Genomic DNA, 17073 nt, shown 5'->3' with positions numbered 1-17073 from the left:
GTATGTATACTCACACCACGCCCCGCTAGCGTCTCCCTATCAAGCTATGAAGCGAGGATATTCGCATGCCAAGAGGAAGCGGTCTGACACCCCGGAAGAGTGTCGCGACATCGTCAGAACTTTGGAAGCATCTGGGTGACGGCCCCATCGAATGGCCTGCAGATGTGGAGCCGTGGCAGCACGACCAAGCGAAGGCCGAGCGCGTGTTCCAAGAGGTGTTGTTGGGTCGCCCAAGATCGCGATGGACGGGAACAGATATCCATCTAGCGGCGATCTACGCTCGTACCCTTGTCGAACATGAGTACACGCATCGAATGGTGCAAAAGGAAGGCCACCTTATCCAAAACAGCAAAGGCGATAGGGTTCGGTCGCCATGGCTGAGCATTCACATCAACCTGCAGTCGCTTCTGATCGCCCAAGCCAAACAGTTGGGCATCGTGGCGCGTCCCGGAAACAACAAAACAGCAGACGATGAACGAGCATCAGCCGAGGCGGCAACCAAAAAGATAAACGAGAATGCTGTGCGACACGACCTGCTCGCTTGATTTGCGTTCCAGATTAGGGCCAGGGCGTTTTAATTGAACCAAACCTCAAATACCGCTTCTTTGCGATAGCAGACGTTTAACAAAACTAAGTCAACGACTGAGTTGCGGACAAAGCTGCCGTTCACTGCGGTGTCGAGTTGGGGGCCGCGTGAACGACATCTTTGCTACCCAAAGGCTGAATTCGAAAGTCGTTTCTTTTCGATTGTGGAGTTTGCCAACGAAGACCCGCAATTTGCGGGCCCCTTTTTGCAGTCAATCTCCCCAATCAAAATCCATCATTTCGAAGCTGGGCTGACGCTGAATAAACTCCTGCACGGTTACCGGCAGGCCTTGCAGATTTCGTTCAAGCCTGTCCGCAATTGCAAGAGTTTCTGGACGGGCGTTTGATAACCCTGTCAGAGGAATTCCACGTGCGTTTGGTTTATCGGGATACTGTTCTTTCAGCAGCTCGTGTCGCATACGCATCATCTTGAATTGTCCAAGAGTGTGAATGAGAGGAACCAAGTGGGGGCTTTCTTCGTGTGGATCTTGGTAAAGGTCGTAGTATGACGCACCGATACCAGATGCGGCGCCCGGGTCCGCTGATATCCAATGCTGCTTGTAACGCCCTTTCACAGTGGCCGCGAGTGTGTGACCTTGGTAAATATGCACCCAATCACGACGCGAGAAAGTATCTCCGTTCAACAGCAATGAGCTCTGGTCGACGCCATCGATAACGCGGTCGCGAGGGATGTGATCTGTTGCTCCGGCAATAGTTGCGAAGGTTGTAAACAAATCTGTGACGTGTACCATGTCGCCAACCAATTGACCGCCATCAATCGTACCGGGCCACCACGCAAACGCCGGCACACGAACGCCGCCTTCGGTAAAATCACCTTTTCCACCTGAAAACATGATTTGCGTCATGCCCCACCCTGGCGGAGGATTGTGAACCATTGGCCCATTGTCCGCCATCGCCACGAAGATTGTGTTCTCGGCGATACCAAGGCTCTCAAGTTCATCCATCACTTGACCAACGAACAGATCAAGCCTGTGATATGCCTCAGCGACTTTGCCACCATTCAATGTGTTTCGTTCGATATCCGGCTGAAGGAAATTCAGCCAATTGGGCCAATACTGTACGTAGAATGGTTTTTCGGCTTCAGCGTTCCGTCGGATGAAGTTGATCATCCTGTCTTGGCTTTCGGGATCGACTTTGGAATACCATTCGTTGTTAGGTAATCCCCATTCTTCCCCTAGTTCGCCTTTTCGCCCGTCAATCGTCTGAACCCAACCTTCAGGAAGAAGACCCGGGTCATCTAACTTGTATGGGTCTTCTGGACCAATATTGGGGAACCCAAGCGTTGCATTGGCAGCGGAACCCATAGCGTCATAGAGAGATGTTATTTGGTTCATCGGGGTGAAAAGAGCTTCGTCGAAACCTTGGTTGTGCAAGTAGCTTTCTTCGATGTCCCCCAGATGCCCCTTTCCATAGTGCGCAGTTGCATAGCCAACTTCGGACAGTACTTCGGCAATCGTAACCTCGTCACCTCGTAGACCCGCGTACTCATGGGGCATCCCCACGACACCCATGCCATGTCTGACAGGGATGCGACCTGTTAGAAATGCGGCTCGAGTTGGAGTGCAAGACGGCTCGGAGTACATCCGAGTGAAGTTAATTCCTTCGGCCGCCATTTCGTTTAGATTAGGCGTCGAAAACCCAAGAGTTTGTTGAATTCCCGGAAAGCCCACGATGCCAAACGGCTGATCGTCCCAAAGAATATAGACGATGTTTGGTGGCCGCCCGTGTTCTTCTTTGAGTTCCGCCAATCTCGTTTGAATGGCTGCATCCTCTTCTGCCCAGCGATCTCCATGCTGTGCATTTAGTACAAAAAACTCTGCATCGTGAATAATTTGGTTGTCTTGCGCGGCGGCGACAGATGCCCACATCGCTGCGGATGCGATCAGTACCTTCTTCATCATTCGGTCGTTTCCCCCATGTTCTGATCTTCCAACCATACCAAAAGTCATTAGAGTATCTTGCCAGCAAAGGAATAGAAGATTGGTCGACGACCGCTTCACTCGATGCGTGTCCGATAGAACAGCAAAACTAACGACACGTCCAGCAGTATGAAACTGTCCGCTCCGGGCTCGAAGCAGACGTTCGCTGCACTAGGCATGATAGTCCGCTTTGCGGACATTGCAGTCATTGACCTAAAGTTACATGATCACCACCTGACGGGATCAAGTGGAGACACCATGGCAGACGAGAGAGTGAGCCACTGGGAGGAGGTCTACCGCGAGAAAGACGATACCCAGCTGAGTTGGCATCAGGATGATCCCTCAATCTCATTGGAGCTCTGCGACGTGGTCGGCGTCGATAATGCCTCCTCTGTGATAGACATAGGCGGAGGCACTTCACACTTCGCAGAACGCCTGATCGAAAGAGGACTGAGCGACGTTTCTGTGCTCGATGTATCCAAAGCTGCGCTTGATCGATCTCGTGGACAACTTGGCGCCGTAGGCGAGCAGATTGAATGGATCGCAGCCGATGTCACAACCTGGAGCCCGGAGAGAAGCTATGATCTATGGCACGATCGCGCAGTATTTCATTTCCTTGTCGATGCGGACGACCGTTCCGCCTACCGGGACCAGTTGTACCGCTGCCTTCTCCCAGGTAGCCATGCGATTATCGCAACGTTTGCGCTCGACGGTCCGAAGAAGTGCAGCGGTTTGCCGATCGTTCGCTATGATCCAGAGGGGCTATGTGAGGTATTAGGCGATCGTATTTCCCTGGTCACGCATCGGAAGCACACACACCATACTCCTTGGGGAAGCTCTCAGTCCTTCCAATTCAGCTTGTTACGCGTGGGCCAGTAGCGCTGCTGTTGCGCTTCGGCACGACTGTGACATCCAATGGCCTTGCTCATGCCTTCGCTGCAACTTTACTCATCCGGCGGCCGTCTTGCGGACGAAGTCGCCCTTCGGTTTCTTTCCAAGCCTGCGCATGATAATCTTTGATAATTGCACTTTGCTCGGAGGAGGATGACCTCTGAAACGCAGGCTGACCGCCATACTAGCAGCCGATCTGGTTGGGTATTCCCGCCTTATGAACTCGGATCAAAGCGGAACTCTCAGCGCGTTGCGAGAGCTTCGATCTGGGCTTTTTGACCCTTCTGTAGTCGCGCATCGCGGCAATTTAGTGAAATGCATGGGGGATGGTTGGATAGTCGAGTTTCCATCAGTCTCTGACGCTGTGACCTGTGCTGTCGCCATTCAAAACTCTTTGGCCAGCGAGAATACACTGAAGTTGAGAATTGGGATACACACAGGTGAAGTCGTTTTCGAGGAGGATGATGTGTTTGGTAACGGCGTTAACGTCGCCGCTCGTTTGGAAGCGCTTGCCGAAGCCGGGCAGGTTCTCATCTCCGGCTCCGCCTATGAATGCCTGGACAGCAAAACGGCTTGCGCCTTCCAAGGCGGAGAAAACCGTGAGCTTAAGAACATTGATCGACCGGTGCCAGTCTGGTGGTGGGGGGACGCCGAGTCTGTAGATCCGCTTTATGATTCTGAACCGCCCGGGTCCCCTGACGGAACTGCGATCGCCGTATTACCATTTGACAACATTTCAGGCGACCCTGAACAGGAATATTTTTCGGACGGGTTGTCCGAAGACATAATTACGGCTCTGTCGAAACACCACTGGCTCGAGGTCGTCGCGCGCAACACGACCTTTGCCTACAAGGGAAAATCCCCGAATGTTCGGCAGCTCGCCGATGACTTGGACGCCGACTACGTTGTCGAAGGCTCAGTCAGGAAAGCGGGCGCGCGCATTCGAGTCACGGTTCAGCTGATTGACGCATCGACTGGCAACCACGTGTGGGCGGAAAAATATGACCGTCAGATGGAAGACATCTTCGATGTTCAGGACGAGATCACGGAAAAAATTGTTGGCAGGCTGGAGCCCGAGGTCGGAAATGCGATCCGGCGCAAGTTAGAAGATACGCCGCGCCGAAACCCCCATGCCTGGGACTGCTATCATCTTGGGCTTGCGCACTTTTACAAGTTTACTGCCGTAAGCAACCGTGAAGCTCAGAGGTTGTTTCTCCAAAGCCGCGAACTGGACCCCAGTTTTCCCGAGGCACATGCCTGGTGGGCCTATGCCACGATTCTCGGGATGGTGTATTGGGACACGGAACCGGATTCTGCCCTTATGGACGAAGCGCTGGCTGCCGCACGCACCGCCGTTTCAATGGATAACCAGAATGCGCTGCTCTACATGCTGATGGGCAGAGTCCAACTGGCCCGCCGGGAATACCGCAGCGCGCTGGCTGAGAATGAAACTGCAATCAAATTGAACCCGACGCTGGCTCCAGCATATTGCGGATTGGGAGACTCACTTTCTTATGAGGGACGATACGAAGAGGCGATTGCCAATTTCGAAAAAGCCGTGGAGATGAGCCCTAACCATCCACAGCTTTGGGCCTTTCTGAGCTATGGCGCGCTGACTCTGCTTTTCGATCACCAGTTCGAGAAAGCTCTGGACTGGGCAGAGCGGGCTCGCGATGTGCCAAATTGCCAATACTGGGCCACCGCGCATGCAGTCGTGGCGCTTGCCAATCTCGGGCGGGACAAAGATCTGGCCAAGATGGTACATAACCTAATGGTGGAAGAGCCGAAATTCTCGCGGTCATTCGCAAAAAATAAGCTGTTCTATCTGAAGCGGGAGGATCAAATGGAACTTTACCTTGCAGGGCTTGCAAAGGCAGGTATCCCCGCCTGATTTTTCCTGTGATCGGCCCTTGCTTTGCCGCTTGTCTTGAATGCTTGCGTCAGGTCAAGCCGAATGACCGCAAAGGATTCGGAGCGGGACTTAAACTCCCGCAGAAATTGCTTGTCCGGTGACGTGTTGAAGATCGCTCTGCGGTGGCCTTTATCCAGCCTGTGAATACACCAATGTTTCCTCAGGCAATCGTGATCAGCCACCCGCCCCAGGCAATCAAAACCAAACCCAATCCTCGGCTCAGAAACCGCCCGAATGGCAACGTCTTTTCCGCCAACACTACGATTGTAAGTACGGCAACCCACGGCAGGTTCATGACGCCCAACACAAACAACAGCACCATCAGCATCCAGCAGCAGCCAAGACAGTAGGCCCCGTGGTGAAGCCCCATCTTCGCGGCACCCAGGGTTCCCTCGTGCCAATGAGCCGTCAGAAAACTCATGGGCGAGCGGCAATGCTCTAGGCAAGCGTTCTTGAGTGGCGTCCATTGAAACAAACCGGCAAGTATCAACATCACGCCGCCCACAGTCGGCGCAACCCTCCCCATCATGGATGAAAGCGCGCCACCCGTGTGCAGCCACCAATTCAATACCGTCGCCGCCAGCGAGAATACCAGCCAAACCAACAGATACCCCGCCACGAAGCTGCCCGTTGGCACGAAGGGTCGCCCTGCCTCCTCCCGCTTCGCGCGGACCCGCTCGTAGATCATTACGGCGGGTGTAACTGAAGGCAGCATCATCGCGAACATCATTACCGCCCACATGACAAGCATGAAGACAAAATCCGCGACGGACCACTGCATCATCATCGGCATGGCCATGTCGCCAACCATCGTCATCGAGGACGAACCAAGCCCGAGGTAAATTATATAGGCCCACGTCAGCGCCGTGAGCGCGGCTAGCGCTGCCAGCACCAGCGCCCGATCTCGTCGTGCAACTCCTACAGCATTCATTATGACGGCCTGACGATCCGGCCCGGCCTCAGCCGGCCCAAGCGACTTGTCCGACCACACCCGACCGGCCCGTCCAGGTCACGGGCATATCCGCGTCGTTCCAGGTGGTTCCTTCACTGGGGGCCAGATCACCTTCATGCCCTTCATGCCCGAAGGCCAGGCTGAACGCGGCGTTCTGCAGTTTCATCTTGTTGCCGAGGTCATTGACCAGGCGACGGGATTTCATCTCGCCCACATCGGCCACGCTTGCAGTTACTTCGCCATCGGCCTCGGTCACGCTGATCTCGGCGCGTTTGGTCGGAAGCCAGGTCGACAACAGGCTTGCCGGCACCTCCATGCCGCCGCCGGACGCACCCTGCAAGATAATCTCCAATGCCGCCGCCTGCGCATCGCTGGCGTTTTCGTCAATGTACACTCGCCCGGTGCCGTTGGCGTCGAATAGTGTCTGCCCGGGGAAATGCAATGAGACAATCGCGTTTTGGCCAGAAAGGTCCACGCCTTCATGAGAGCCCTCGCGAATGCGTATCAACAGGGACGTCGCGCAATACCCTTGGTCCAAGAGCATAAGGTCAGCTTGTCCGAACCAGCATGGGCAAAGCATGTTGCAATTGCAGGTTTCGACGAGCTCCCCTGAAACATTCCAAGACATGATTTCTCCTCCCATCCCACATTTTCCACGGATTCATTTTAGCAGAAAGGCTGCTTTTCACCAATCAACCAGAAGGTTAACCATGTCTCCTCAGGGCACAGAGCCGCCTATCCCTACAGCTTACATGATTAGCTGGTTGGCAGCCCAAGCCGGTCCTTCGCAACAAAGCCGCCATTCGTCACCAAGCGAGCCATACCGAAATATCATTGGGTTCGAAGCCTAATTTATTTGATCACGTGGGCTTTATCAGTGTTTCCAGATATTCTCGAGTGTCGGCGTCCCATGAGCTGGGGTCCTCTCCATGGGCGACCACCGCGTGCAGTTCCATGAGCTTCCAGACTTCGTCCTTGGTCGCTGCAACCACTTTGCCTGGGCAGGCCTCCATGCCCTCGCAATCCTTGCAGGCATATGAATAAACAGTGTTCATCGCTTTCTCCTCCGTTCGCTCGAAAAGTTGGTTAGAACTCAGGAAACGTCGGCAGCCCGTCGTCGAGTTTTATCCATGGCTGCTGATGTGACACGAAGACGTGGGCCTTGGGTTGCGCAATCGATGGGTCGTCCAACGTTACAGCAGAAAACCAAGCGTCAGCACTCCAGTCTTGGCCCTCAACTTCATTTAGTGCGGCATAGGTCAGCGTCGTTCCGCAGTCCCGACAAAACCCGCGGCGAATACCCGGAGTTTTCTCAATGTGTTGGATTTCGCCTTTGATAACGGCGAAGTCTTCCGCTGCTACTTTAGCCCAAGTTACAAAGGCGCCGCCAAGGGCCATTTGGCATGAACGACAATGGCAATGTCCCGACCAGACAGGTGGTGTCGCGATCTGGCATCGAACAGCACCACAGTAACATCCACCTTGAAGTTTTTTCATCGTATCAAGCTCTCATAACGTGCGGCTAGGTTTACATCGATAGTGAGGCATCTGCTCTAATATCTCATGATTTTAGAACAGGTTTCACTGTGAATAATGTCAAGAATGCCGATATCATGCGACTCAAATAGTCTAACAAAGCTTTAGAAAAACTACAGTATGGATTGGTTGCACCTTCCCCCGATGAACGCTTTGCGCGCTTTCTCAGCAGTTGCGGAAGCAGGGAGTTACACCGTGGCGGCTGAACGCTTGAACGTTACCCAAGCGGCTGTCAGCCAGCAGGTGAAATCGTTGGAAAGACATTTGGGTGTAGCTCTCGTTGCCAGACGTGGGCGCAGCATCGAATTGACAGAGCCAGGCATGATTCTTGCGCGTGAACTGGGTATCGGCTTTGAAATTATCGGAAGGGGTGTCGAACGACTGACAGAACACACAGCGCAGCGCCCAGTTCAATTGACCATGTCACCCGCATTCGCGGTGGAGTGGCTATTGCCGAGAATGGCAGAGTTTCAACGTGAACATCCAGAGATCACTTTGATGCTGAACCCAACTTCGGAACTGGTTCAGATAAGACCAGGTGGTATCGATGTCGCCATTCGGTATCACGACAGACGCATGCCGAGAAAAGAAGAGGATACTGTCCTTGTTTCCGACATGGTCGTGATCGGGGCACCTTCACTGGTGGGAGGCCAAGATCTGCGTGACCCGGCCTCTTTAACGAAGCTGCCCTGGTTGCAGGAACTGGGCACCAACGAGGCGGCTGACTGGTTCACCTATCACGGGGTTATTCCTGCCGAACCATTGACCATAAATCACATGCCGGGGAACCTGATCATGACTGCGGTTCGCCGGGGTGACGGTATCACGTATACCGCCAGAGCTTTTTTCGAGGACGATCTATCATCTGGTCGGATGATTGAATTGTTCTCTGAGCCTCTCTTCGGCGTCTATTACATCCAGACGCAGGCAGAATTTCAGCGCCCCGAGGCTAAGGTTTTCGTCAATTGGCTAAAATCTCAGTCGCAAGTCGTATCGGCGAACACGTCCGAAAACTGATCCAGTTGCAGTTGGAAACTTTCGAACCAAGCTAGGCTCGAGGTTGTCGCGCACCTCATTTGTTCGAAGTGGAAATCAAGTGATCAACTACATACTCCGCGTCCTCGCCCACGCCATAAAACAGGCCAGACCCTTGTGTGTGCATCCAATGCAGCCCGCAGAAGTACAGGCCTGCTATATCCGTAATACCTCGCTCATATTGCGGATAGCCAGTCTCATCGAAGACCGGCAAGTCGATCCATCCAAAATCGCGGTGAAACCCAGTTGCGTATATGACGGTCGAAACATTCGCCGCATCCAAGTCGAAGAACGGTGGTTCAGGTTTGGGCTGCCAGTTGATCGGGTCAACAATTTCCTTGGGATCATCGAGTCCATTCTCTGCAACAAACGTGTCGATGCTCTCCATTTCCGCGAGACACACATCGTCCACTGCCTTGAGTGTTTCTTCAAGTCCGCCCGCCAAAATCAGACACCCGTCTTGAACACCCTCAACCTTGCTGTGTAGTTTGACCCCGTCGAGCGCCATCTGGCGCAGATCAATTATACGACCACCCTCTCGCCCAGAGAGATGTGGATGGGCTTTGAACCGGATAGCTGTCCCTTTGGGATGGTCCTTTATCGCCATGTTCATGTACCCAGTCGCCAAGTCCCATTCAAAAATGTCGCGACCCCTATAGCGACGTGGGATGCGGCCAGCACTGCCCACTGCGAGATGTACGTCGCGCCCGGATAAGTGCAGGTCCTCAGCGACCTGACACCCTGACTGACCACTTCCAATAATGAATACCGCACCATCCGGTAGGCTCGCTGAGTTGCGATAGTCACACGTATGTATGCCAGTAACCCTTTCGGGCAGATCGTAATGCCAACTTGGTATATTCGGGTGTTGATGCGTGCCTACGGTGACGATCAAGTTCTGCGCTCTGATTTCGCCATCTGATGTGGTTAGTTTGAACCTACCCGGTCCTGCACTTGCCTCGATTCTAGCCACCTCGACGCCCCCTCGATAGGGCGGACCAAAACTGCTCGCATAGTCTTCGATGTACTTGACGATCTCATCGCGGAGCATGAAACCATCGGGATCATCCCCATCGTAATGGAAACCGGGAAGTCTGCAGAGTTTGTTAGGAGAGACCAGGCAGAACGAGTCCCAACGGTTACGCCATGTATCGCCAATCTGCCCGCGGTCCAAAACAACGTGATCATGACCAGCCTGCTTTAAGTGCCAGCTAACGGAAAGACCAGCTTGACCTCCGCCCACAACCACAGTGTCAATCAGGGTGTACATAGCAGCAAACCTTTCTATGAAACTCTATCGGCGACAGCTAGTTGCTTCAACGTATCAATGTCCGCTCAGGGCTCAAGGCAGTCATCTGAGTCTTTCAGTCAGATGACGGCTTAGGAACGGAAAGCGGTCATTGTTGGTGGTCATTCCGAGAAATTTCGCCTGAAGGTCTGCATTGAACGGCAGCGGACTTTCGCTGAAATCTACTAAAAGTCTGGTTTGCGGACGAAGCCGCCGGACTGTATAGCCTGCTTGATTTTGTTTTCTCAGATTGGAAGGCCTGCTCTTAGCCATCCATCCCTCCATTGCTCCGAGCATTCGGGAACGCTGAAAATGGGGAGTCTCGTTTGTTCTTTAATGTCTAGATCCGGACGAAGCTCCTTCAGTTCAGATACCGCAGCCCTCGCTGACTCTAGGTCTCCGTTTTGAGCCAAGGATGCGATGAGCATGAGATGCGTAATCACGAATTTCGCCCTAATGGCCAAGGCGTTTCGATTGGCCTCAACGGCTTCAGCATAGCGGCCAAGTTGAAAAAATGCGGAGGCCTGCCCGACATAGGCTGCGTGCCGCATCGGATCTTTCGGACTGAGATTGATTGAGTGTGTCGCGTGTTCCAGGGCTTCTTCGGGTCTGTCGAGAAAACTCAGATTGATGCTAGCGAGCATGTGAACGGTCGCAGCGTTTGGATTTTCGGCCAATGCTTGTTTGAAAACTGCGCGAGCTCGCGGCAAGTCTTGTGCAAGCATAGAGATCGAGTGTGCGGCGTAGGCCAACGCAATTCCATCTGCGCGATCGCTCAACAATACACGTTCTGCTGCAGCAACAGCTGCCTTCGGCCCTTCGTCAATCGGTTTCAGTCCCTGCACCATTCTTTGGATATGCAACCACGCAAGTAATCCAGCTGCCGACGAATAATCAGGATCGCGCTCCAACGCCAGACGCGTAAGGCGAATGGCCTCACGGTTGTCTTCGTCCGTCAGCAGGTGAAAATGTGACTGGGCCCGAAGATAAAGTTCATAAGCGTCGAGATTTTCTGTCGGTTTCGCCCGAGCGCGAACTGTCTCGGCATGGCGAACGGACGGTTCGATCGCCGTAACAACTTCCTGCGTGACCTGATCTTGAAGGTCAAAAACATCGTCCAGCATCCCATCGAAACGATCGGCCCAAAGATGACTGCCATTCTCTGCATCAATTAGCTGTCCTGTTATCCGAAGACGCTGGCCTGCGCGCCTTACCGAACCCTCAAGCACATACCTCACGCCGAGCGCCTGCCCAACTTCGCGAATGTCGGTGCTCTTACCTTTAAAAGTAAAAGATGAGTTTCGCGCTACGACCATCAACCAACGAAAACGAGACAACTCTGTTATGATGTCCTCGGTAATTCCATCAGCGAAAAACTCTTGTTCCGGGTCGCCTGACATATTGTCAAACGGCAGCACGGCAATACCAGGTTTCTCAGATTTGACAGTTGCACTTGTAGCCGTCGAACCGACAGGCCACTGCCACACGCCAACTGGGCGTGCAATGTTCTTCAACTCAGTCTTCCGACCGCCAGAGAACGAGGCGGCGGCTTTCCGGTCTAGGCTGTTGTGTGCTGTGTCTGAAAGCAATGTCTGCCCCGGTTCCGCTAATGCCTCGAGACGGGCAGCTATGTTGATACCGTCACCGAATATGTCATCGCCTTCCGAAACTACTTCCCCTGTATGTATGCCGATGCGGACTTGAATCTCCTGTGGGCGGTCAGCCGTCTGAACAGCAATCGCGCATTCTGTCGCAGCCGATGCGGAGCGAAACTCAGCAATCCAGCCGTCACCCATGCTTTTGATCAATCGCCCTTCATGAATAGCCAAAGCGGGCATTAGATGATCCTCACGGAAAGCCTTAAGCGCTTTGAGTGTTCCGTCGCTATCCTGATCCATCAACGCCGAGTATCCAGCGACATCAGCCGCCAGCACAGCCGCAAGCCTCTTTTCCATGTTTCTCTCCCCGCTTGTTGGAAGCTAGCCTGCAGAGAGAGCACTGTCAGCCCGGTATTTAGAGCAAAGTGGTCCCATCAAGAAAGCGCGATCGCTTTGGGCTCTCAACAGACACGGGAGCCCGTGCAGCATGTGTGATCACAAGGCGCCCTGCCCTTCGAGGACGACCAAAAGCGGCCGTTTGACCTTGACCTCTGTCGCCGCGGTGCGGCCCGTCAAAGGAGATACTCGTTGCACGAGTGAGGCTGGAAGAGGGACGGAGGTCCGAAGAGCGCACAAAGCTGCCGTTCGCCGCTGCGCGGCGCTGGGACGTAGCCTGAATATCCGGTTCGCGGACAAGGTGGCCGTTGGTTCTATATATAAAACGGCCATTCTTGGGTTTAGAGTACGCGGATTTCGTAAAGCGGGCAGGATTATGTGTCTTCTCTTCCGTAAGCACAATATCTCAATTGGCACCCTTATTCGATGCTGAGGAGGCCGCTACCAATCGAATTTCCATCATATCTTTAGGTCCAGGCGCGGCTTCCAAAAAGGGCGGAAGAGTTCAATCTTGGGGCATCGGTTCATCACGACTTTAAGGCCCGCCGCTTCGGCGAGTTGCGCTGCTTTGTCGTCGTACACACCGATTTGACCCCAAAGAACTTTTGCCCCGATTGCGATAGCCTTCTCGGCAAAGGCATACAACTCTTCCTTTGGACGAAAAACGTCTACCATATCAACACGTTTGTCGATCTCTTCCAGCGAGTGGTAGACCTTGAGCCCTCTAATTTCCGAAACATTCGGGTTAGGATTCACCGGTAGAATATCATAGCCGATTTCACTCAGCTGTCGCAGAACGCCATAGCTGAATTTCGTTTTGTCCGCGCTAGCCCCCACCATTGCAATGGTTTTAACCGACTGCAGGATGTCGGCGAGGTATTTGGGGTCGTAATCGTAGATGCGGTCGATATCTGCTTCGGGCATCGGTTAACCTTCCTTCGGCGTCGCAATGTCAGCCTTGAGTTCGTGGGGTTTTAGAGGGTCGAGAAACGGATTGCGGTACAGCTTGTCATGGCTCTCGACCCCGATCTCAAGCGTGATGTCGGATGTCGGACGTGCCACGCAAAGGATCACATAGCCGTTCGCGATTTGCCGATTATTCAGCGCAACCTGTCGGCGTTGATCGATCGCACCACTCTGTAGTTTTGCTGCGCAGGTAATGCAGCCGCCATACTTGCACCCAAAAGGCAAGTCGACGCCCTGTTCTCTCAGCGTTTCCAGAAGTGGACGCCGCGCATCCACACAGTATTGCGCGCCATCTCTGTTCGCGATCGTCACGGTATACACAGTCATAGCCAGATGTCGCTTGTGCAATCACCGCCCGGATATCGGCTCTCGTGACAGCGCGATGGCCCATTCGGTTCTTTGCCAAAGTCCACAATGAAATCCTCGTTGATCTTCATGCCACCGTTTTCAGGGTCGCAATCGATCATCACCATAACCCCGCCCTTTTCGCGGATCTCGGGATAGAACTGGTTATCCCAAGTCGAGAACAGCGAGGTCGTGACATAAAGCCTTCGTCCGTCGAGAGAGAGCTGGAACATTTGCGGACCACCCGCGACCTCAACCCCATTAACTATCGGAGCTTTACCCAAAAGCCCTCCCATAAACACTTGGCCGGTTAGCTTGGGATTATGCGGGTCGGTGATGTCATACTGGCGCATATCTCCATGCAGCCAATTGTTCAGGTACAAGTATTTGTCGTCCATCGAGATCAGGATCGCCGACATTACCCCCGGCAACGGGATCGGCCATTCGGGGTGCATCTCGTTTTCCACGTCGATGATCTTTTCCCACTGCCACTTTTTGGCATCGTCTTGCCACCAATGGATCACATTGGTCGAAAGAGCTGCGCCACAGAACCCATGCGTGCTGTTGGGGTCATGGTGGAACTTGACTTCCAGTGGCAACAGCCCGTCTTCACCCAAATAGAAACTTTCGACCGGTTCGCGCTTTTCGAAATTCCAAAAATGCAGCTCCCGCCCATATTTCAGATGGCCAACTTCTTCCAGATCGAAGCCCGGCATGAAGGTATTGGGCGCAGCCCATTCGGAACTGACCATCACGTTGTGGCGTGGTTGGTACCAGAAGTCATAGCCGAATTTGATATCTCCCATCGAGGTTTCCCAGCGACCGACGATGTTGAACTCTTTGTCGAGATGCAGATAGCCTCCAGGAGCCTCACCCTTGGCATTTCCAAGGAAGGAAATGATAATTTCCGAGCCCAAACAATGCACCGTATGCGGGCCCGATAAATCTGCCTTGGCCTTGATTTCGGCCCCGTCAATGACCTTATGCAACCGCGGCGCACGCGGGTCAGTGGCTGTATCAACGATGTGAAGGTTGTTAGAGCGTACGCCCGGCAGGATCAGGTATTTGCGGGACATCGAGCCGTCGTCGTGACAGGACGAACAGGCGTTCCACCCCATGTGGTGAAGCTCGTCCCCAATCCCTGGCATTTCCAGCCTATGGATTACCTGAGAATAGGTCGGGCTGTCAGGGTCGACATCCACTGTAGCAAGATAATCAGGTTTCTGGATCCCTGTCCCGGTGTAGATGGCGATCGTGTAGAGTAGCTTTTCTCGGGGGGCTTTGATGGCTTCTTGCGGACTCTTGAAGCCCGGTCCACAGCATTGTCCATCCATCGTATGCTCCTCCCTTGATTCCCCAAATTGTATCGTATATCGAAAAATCAATTATCATAAAGTGAGAAAAATGCATCTCGAACGATTAGCGCTGGTTTTGGAAATCGTGGGTCAAAAAGGACGTGCGTCCGTAGCGGATATATGTGCTCAGTCCGATATACCTAAACCGACGGCCTACAGGCTGGTTCAAGACCTTGTTTCGTCCGGCCTCCTTGACTCACCAACCCGCGGAGAGTTCGCGATTGGGAATAGGCTAAAGCGTATCACGTTGAGCGATCACTCTGATCCCGCTCTTTTGCAAGTGATTGCGCCTGTCCTATCTGGCGCCGCGAATGACTATGGCGCTGCATTTTTCTTGTCTCGGCTACGGGGCCATTGGGTCGAGATTATTCATGTGGAGACACCGCAGACGGGCGTGTCTTTTCTTCATCCAGGTATGGGCAAACGACCAATGCACGCGTGCTCTTGCGCCAAGGCAATCGCCGCCGTTTCGCCTGAACTGCTGTCTCAAGACCGATTGGATGGGCAGCTTAAGCAGTACACAGATCGCACGATTACAGACCCCAAGGATCTGGCCGCGGAACTCGATGTCATTCGAGCCAAAGGGTATGCCGAATGTGTTGAAGAGCTCGAGCGCGGAATCAGTTCTGTCGCTACAACGCTGACCAAGACAGGTGTTGGTGCGACGCTTTCAATCGGCGCTACGGCGTCTCTTCGGGTGTTTACACCTTCCGAGCGAGAAAAGATTGGCCATACACTTACCACAATGTCACACGAACTTGCTCGCGCGCTAGGATGGGGTGAAGCAGATGAAGAAAGGATATCCGCTTAGGTTCATGGGTATCGCAGTGCTTTAGGTTTATACCATCCAGCAGGACAGGTGTGTTTTGCGACCTTCGCCGCTTTCAGGTCAATGAGGGAGACAAATATGGACGATGCAATGTTTGGTGGGTTCTTCGTGATCAACGTAAAACCTGAGTATCGGCAGCCCTTTTTGGACGCCAGCATCTTCCAAGCGCAAAATGTTGTCAGTGAAGAACCCGAAGTTTTCCAGTTTCATATTATGGTGGATGAAACAAACCCAAATCGTTTCTATTTCTACGAAGTGTTCCGGAACGAAGCAGCAGTCCAGGATCATTGGGAATCTGAAACCTTCAATAACTGGTTAAACACTGTCCGAAAGATGCTGGATGGAGAGATCGAACTTGTTGCTAGGATGCGCTCGCTTTTTCCGACGCCAAAAGGTTTCGAGGCGCAAAAAGCCAGCCTGCTACTATGGTAAAATTGACCGACGTTTGAAACTACCACCGGTACGAGAAAATTATGAGATTTGGTGCTTGTCCGCTTTGGGCTCGATGCAGACATCCGAGAGATTTGGTCAGATGTCCGCTTAAAGGCCCAAACGTGCCACTCGCAGTTTCACCCGGCATGCCCGAGTAGGATTAGAGTTTTTAGTATGCTGTTTTAATGTAAGTTTTTCGATTCCGGGACAGTCAATTTGCGTTGTCGGGCCACGGGAAGCCGTTTCGAGGCGCTTTCGGGTACTAATATAGCCCGGGACCGTCTCAGACCCGTCCCGCCCCCCTCCCGTTGGCTTCCTTGGGTGTCAGACGGTGTCGTCCCAGTGGTTGGGGAGTTCCGATTCACGGGGCAAGACATCCGGCGCATTCACTCCGTGCTTGGTCAACCACTCGCGGATGGTGGTCCACTCGTCCTGCAGGCTGGGCTTCGAGCGCCATTCCTGCAGTTGTTCGAGTTTGCATTTGAGGTCAAAGGGGATAGTTCGGGGCCACTCGGTCATGACTCATGTTCTATTTTTGTTCAGGCGCGGGTCAAGTCACATTTTCGCGGACTACCCGAGCGCAAAATCCAGGATCACACACCCTATCGCGAACACACACAGGAACAACGGCCTCCAGCCTCCATCTACATTCTAAGTCTTGGCGTTGAAACAATCATTCAAGTTGACTGTGAGGTGTATCCGCATCCAAATCTTGGAGCAAACCGCGTCCAAAATAGTGGTGACTTTCAACAACCTTGGCGGGACTGAGCAATGTTTTTCTTACTTGTTCAACTGGAACGACTTGCAAGATACCTGCGTTAGGGTTGGGCACACCGGGGTAGAAAACTAAAACCGACTTGCCATCCTTTGAGCGCTCTACTTCAAACGCCCACCTCATGGCATTGAGCCTCCCCAACTGAACTGGTCCACCGTTATGTTTAGGAAACGGAGGACCACGAATGGCAAACAAGAGACCGAAGCCCGAAGAGATTGTCTCGAAGTTACGGCAGGTT

General features: G+C 53.3%; 18 protein-coding genes. 6 read left to right on the top strand and 12 right to left on the bottom strand.

Annotated features, from left to right (window positions below):
- The first annotated feature begins 65 nt into the window (after positions 1-65).
- Positions 66-545, top strand: a complete 480-nt coding sequence (locus ACR0MS_RS18040) for a hypothetical protein (RefSeq protein ID WP_480577017.1) — start codon at positions 66-68, stop codon at positions 543-545.
- A 252-nt stretch (positions 546-797) separates the two neighbouring features.
- Here ACR0MS_RS18040 and ACR0MS_RS18035 read toward each other — a convergent pair whose 3' ends face one another.
- A complete protein-coding gene (locus tag ACR0MS_RS18035) occupies positions 798-2507 on the bottom strand; it encodes a sulfatase-like hydrolase/transferase (RefSeq protein ID WP_480535589.1) in 1710 nt (569 codons plus the stop codon).
- Positions 2508-2783: 276 nt separating this feature from the next.
- Between ACR0MS_RS18035 and ACR0MS_RS18030 the strand changes: the two genes are divergently transcribed.
- Positions 2784-3404, top strand: coding sequence for a class I SAM-dependent methyltransferase (locus ACR0MS_RS18030; RefSeq protein ID WP_170558291.1), 621 nt, complete (start codon positions 2784-2786; stop codon positions 3402-3404).
- 172 nt (positions 3405-3576) lie between these two features.
- Positions 3577-5307, top strand: a complete 1731-nt coding sequence (locus tag ACR0MS_RS18025) for an adenylate/guanylate cyclase domain-containing protein (protein WP_480686339.1) — start codon at positions 3577-3579, stop codon at positions 5305-5307.
- A 181-nt stretch (positions 5308-5488) separates the two neighbouring features.
- Here ACR0MS_RS18025 and ACR0MS_RS18020 read toward each other — a convergent pair whose 3' ends face one another.
- From ACR0MS_RS18020 to ACR0MS_RS18005, 4 genes are all read right to left on the bottom strand, one after another.
- Complete coding sequence (locus ACR0MS_RS18020; protein WP_171126091.1) at positions 5489-6259, bottom strand: DUF2182 domain-containing protein; 771 nt, start codon at positions 6257-6259, stop codon at positions 5489-5491.
- Positions 6260-6287: 28 nt separating this feature from the next.
- Positions 6288-6908: a DUF1326 domain-containing protein gene (locus tag ACR0MS_RS18015; RefSeq protein ID WP_480686338.1), complete on the bottom strand. Its 621-nt coding sequence runs from the start codon at positions 6906-6908 to the stop codon at positions 6288-6290.
- A gap of 232 nt (positions 6909-7140) precedes the next feature.
- Complete coding sequence (locus ACR0MS_RS18010) at positions 7141-7335, bottom strand: DUF1059 domain-containing protein (RefSeq protein WP_170425569.1); 195 nt, start codon at positions 7333-7335, stop codon at positions 7141-7143.
- A 31-nt stretch (positions 7336-7366) separates the two neighbouring features.
- Positions 7367-7777, bottom strand: coding sequence for a GFA family protein (locus ACR0MS_RS18005; protein ID WP_480577023.1), 411 nt, complete (start codon positions 7775-7777; stop codon positions 7367-7369).
- A gap of 159 nt (positions 7778-7936) precedes the next feature.
- On the opposite strand from ACR0MS_RS18005, the gene ACR0MS_RS18000 reads away from it, so the two are divergent.
- Positions 7937-8833 carry a LysR family transcriptional regulator gene (locus ACR0MS_RS18000; RefSeq protein WP_217359036.1) on the top strand — a complete coding sequence of 299 codons (897 nt, stop codon included), beginning with the start codon at positions 7937-7939 and terminating at the stop codon, positions 8831-8833.
- 55 nt (positions 8834-8888) lie between these two features.
- Here ACR0MS_RS18000 and ACR0MS_RS17995 read toward each other — a convergent pair whose 3' ends face one another.
- The 5 genes from ACR0MS_RS17995 to ACR0MS_RS17975 all read right to left on the bottom strand — a co-directional run bounded on the left by ACR0MS_RS17995 (position 8889) and on the right by ACR0MS_RS17975 (position 14778).
- A complete protein-coding gene (locus tag ACR0MS_RS17995) occupies positions 8889-10121 on the bottom strand; it encodes a flavin-containing monooxygenase (protein ID WP_480577026.1) in 1233 nt (410 codons plus the stop codon).
- 263 nt (positions 10122-10384) lie between these two features.
- Entirely contained in the window at positions 10385-12094 is a 1710-nt protein-coding gene (locus ACR0MS_RS17990; RefSeq protein ID WP_480577029.1) for an adenylate/guanylate cyclase domain-containing protein, read from the bottom strand.
- Positions 12095-12592: 498 nt separating this feature from the next.
- Positions 12593-13057 (bottom strand): CoA-binding protein, encoded by a 465-nt coding sequence (locus ACR0MS_RS17985; RefSeq protein ID WP_170389882.1) that lies wholly within the window; start codon positions 13055-13057, stop codon positions 12593-12595.
- A 3-nt stretch (positions 13058-13060) separates the two neighbouring features.
- Positions 13061-13426 carry a 2Fe-2S iron-sulfur cluster-binding protein gene (locus tag ACR0MS_RS17980; protein ID WP_170389884.1) on the bottom strand — a complete coding sequence of 122 codons (366 nt, stop codon included), beginning with the start codon at positions 13424-13426 and terminating at the stop codon, positions 13061-13063.
- The gene (locus ACR0MS_RS17975; protein ID WP_480577032.1) at positions 13423-14778 is read right to left on the bottom strand and encodes a selenium-binding family protein; all 1356 of its coding nucleotides are present in this window, start codon (positions 14776-14778) and stop codon (positions 13423-13425) included. Before ACR0MS_RS17975 ends, ACR0MS_RS17980 begins: the two co-directional genes overlap by 4 nt.
- Positions 14779-14848: 70 nt before the next feature.
- Between ACR0MS_RS17975 and ACR0MS_RS17970 the strand changes: the two genes are divergently transcribed.
- Together ACR0MS_RS17970 and ACR0MS_RS17965 are read left to right on the top strand one after the other, a co-directional pair.
- Positions 14849-15610: an IclR family transcriptional regulator gene (locus ACR0MS_RS17970; RefSeq protein WP_480577035.1), complete on the top strand. Its 762-nt coding sequence runs from the start codon at positions 14849-14851 to the stop codon at positions 15608-15610.
- Positions 15611-15706: 96 nt separating this feature from the next.
- Positions 15707-16060 carry a putative quinol monooxygenase gene (locus ACR0MS_RS17965; RefSeq protein WP_010437910.1) on the top strand — a complete coding sequence of 118 codons (354 nt, stop codon included), beginning with the start codon at positions 15707-15709 and terminating at the stop codon, positions 16058-16060.
- A gap of 324 nt (positions 16061-16384) precedes the next feature.
- Here the strand turns inward: ACR0MS_RS17965 and ACR0MS_RS17960 are convergent, their stop codons facing one another.
- On the bottom strand, positions 16385-16579 hold the full coding sequence (locus ACR0MS_RS17960; RefSeq protein ID WP_480577038.1) for a hypothetical protein: 195 nt from the start codon (positions 16577-16579) through the stop codon (positions 16385-16387).
- Positions 16580-16733: 154 nt separating this feature from the next.
- Positions 16734-17073, bottom strand: a 340-nt coding sequence (locus ACR0MS_RS17955) for a hypothetical protein (protein WP_480579009.1), incomplete at its 5' end; no start/stop codon positions are given.

This window comes from Ruegeria sp. CJ2 (genome assembly GCF_056536745.1).
Note: the sequence above shows the minus strand (reverse complement) of the source record. Positions and strands in the feature narration are given on the sequence as shown.

Bases quoted from the DNA above. Each gene is read 5' to 3' on its own strand.
- ACR0MS_RS18040 (WP_480577017.1), top strand. From the start codon at position 66: ATGCCAAGAGGAAGCGGTCTGACACCCCGGAAGAGTGTCGCGACATCG.
- ACR0MS_RS18035 (WP_480535589.1), bottom strand. From the start codon at position 2,507: ATGATGAAGAAGGTACTGATCGCATCCGCAGCGATGTGGGCATCTGTC.
- ACR0MS_RS18030 (WP_170558291.1), top strand. From the start codon at position 2,784: ATGGCAGACGAGAGAGTGAGCCACTGGGAGGAGGTCTACCGCGAGAAA.
- ACR0MS_RS18020 (WP_171126091.1), bottom strand. From the start codon at position 6,259: ATGAATGCTGTAGGAGTTGCACGACGAGATCGGGCGCTGGTGCTGGCA.
- ACR0MS_RS18015 (WP_480686338.1), bottom strand. From the start codon at position 6,908: ATGTCTTGGAATGTTTCAGGGGAGCTCGTCGAAACCTGCAATTGCAAC.
- ACR0MS_RS18010 (WP_170425569.1), bottom strand. From the start codon at position 7,335: ATGAACACTGTTTATTCATATGCCTGCAAGGATTGCGAGGGCATGGAG.
- ACR0MS_RS18005 (WP_480577023.1), bottom strand. From the start codon at position 7,777: ATGAAAAAACTTCAAGGTGGATGTTACTGTGGTGCTGTTCGATGCCAG.
- ACR0MS_RS18000 (WP_217359036.1), top strand. From the start codon at position 7,937: ATGGATTGGTTGCACCTTCCCCCGATGAACGCTTTGCGCGCTTTCTCA.
- ACR0MS_RS17995 (WP_480577026.1), bottom strand. From the start codon at position 10,121: ATGTACACCCTGATTGACACTGTGGTTGTGGGCGGAGGTCAAGCTGGT.
- ACR0MS_RS17990 (WP_480577029.1), bottom strand. From the start codon at position 12,094: ATGGAAAAGAGGCTTGCGGCTGTGCTGGCGGCTGATGTCGCTGGATAC.
- ACR0MS_RS17985 (WP_170389882.1), bottom strand. From the start codon at position 13,057: ATGCCCGAAGCAGATATCGACCGCATCTACGATTACGACCCCAAATAC.
- ACR0MS_RS17980 (WP_170389884.1), bottom strand. From the start codon at position 13,426: ATGACTGTGTATACCGTGACGATCGCGAACAGAGATGGCGCGCAATAC.
- ACR0MS_RS17975 (WP_480577032.1), bottom strand. From the start codon at position 14,778: ATGGATGGACAATGCTGTGGACCGGGCTTCAAGAGTCCGCAAGAAGCC.
- ACR0MS_RS17970 (WP_480577035.1), top strand. From the start codon at position 14,849: ATGCATCTCGAACGATTAGCGCTGGTTTTGGAAATCGTGGGTCAAAAA.
- ACR0MS_RS17965 (WP_010437910.1), top strand. From the start codon at position 15,707: ATGGACGATGCAATGTTTGGTGGGTTCTTCGTGATCAACGTAAAACCT.
- ACR0MS_RS17960 (WP_480577038.1), bottom strand. From the start codon at position 16,579: ATGACCGAGTGGCCCCGAACTATCCCCTTTGACCTCAAATGCAAACTC.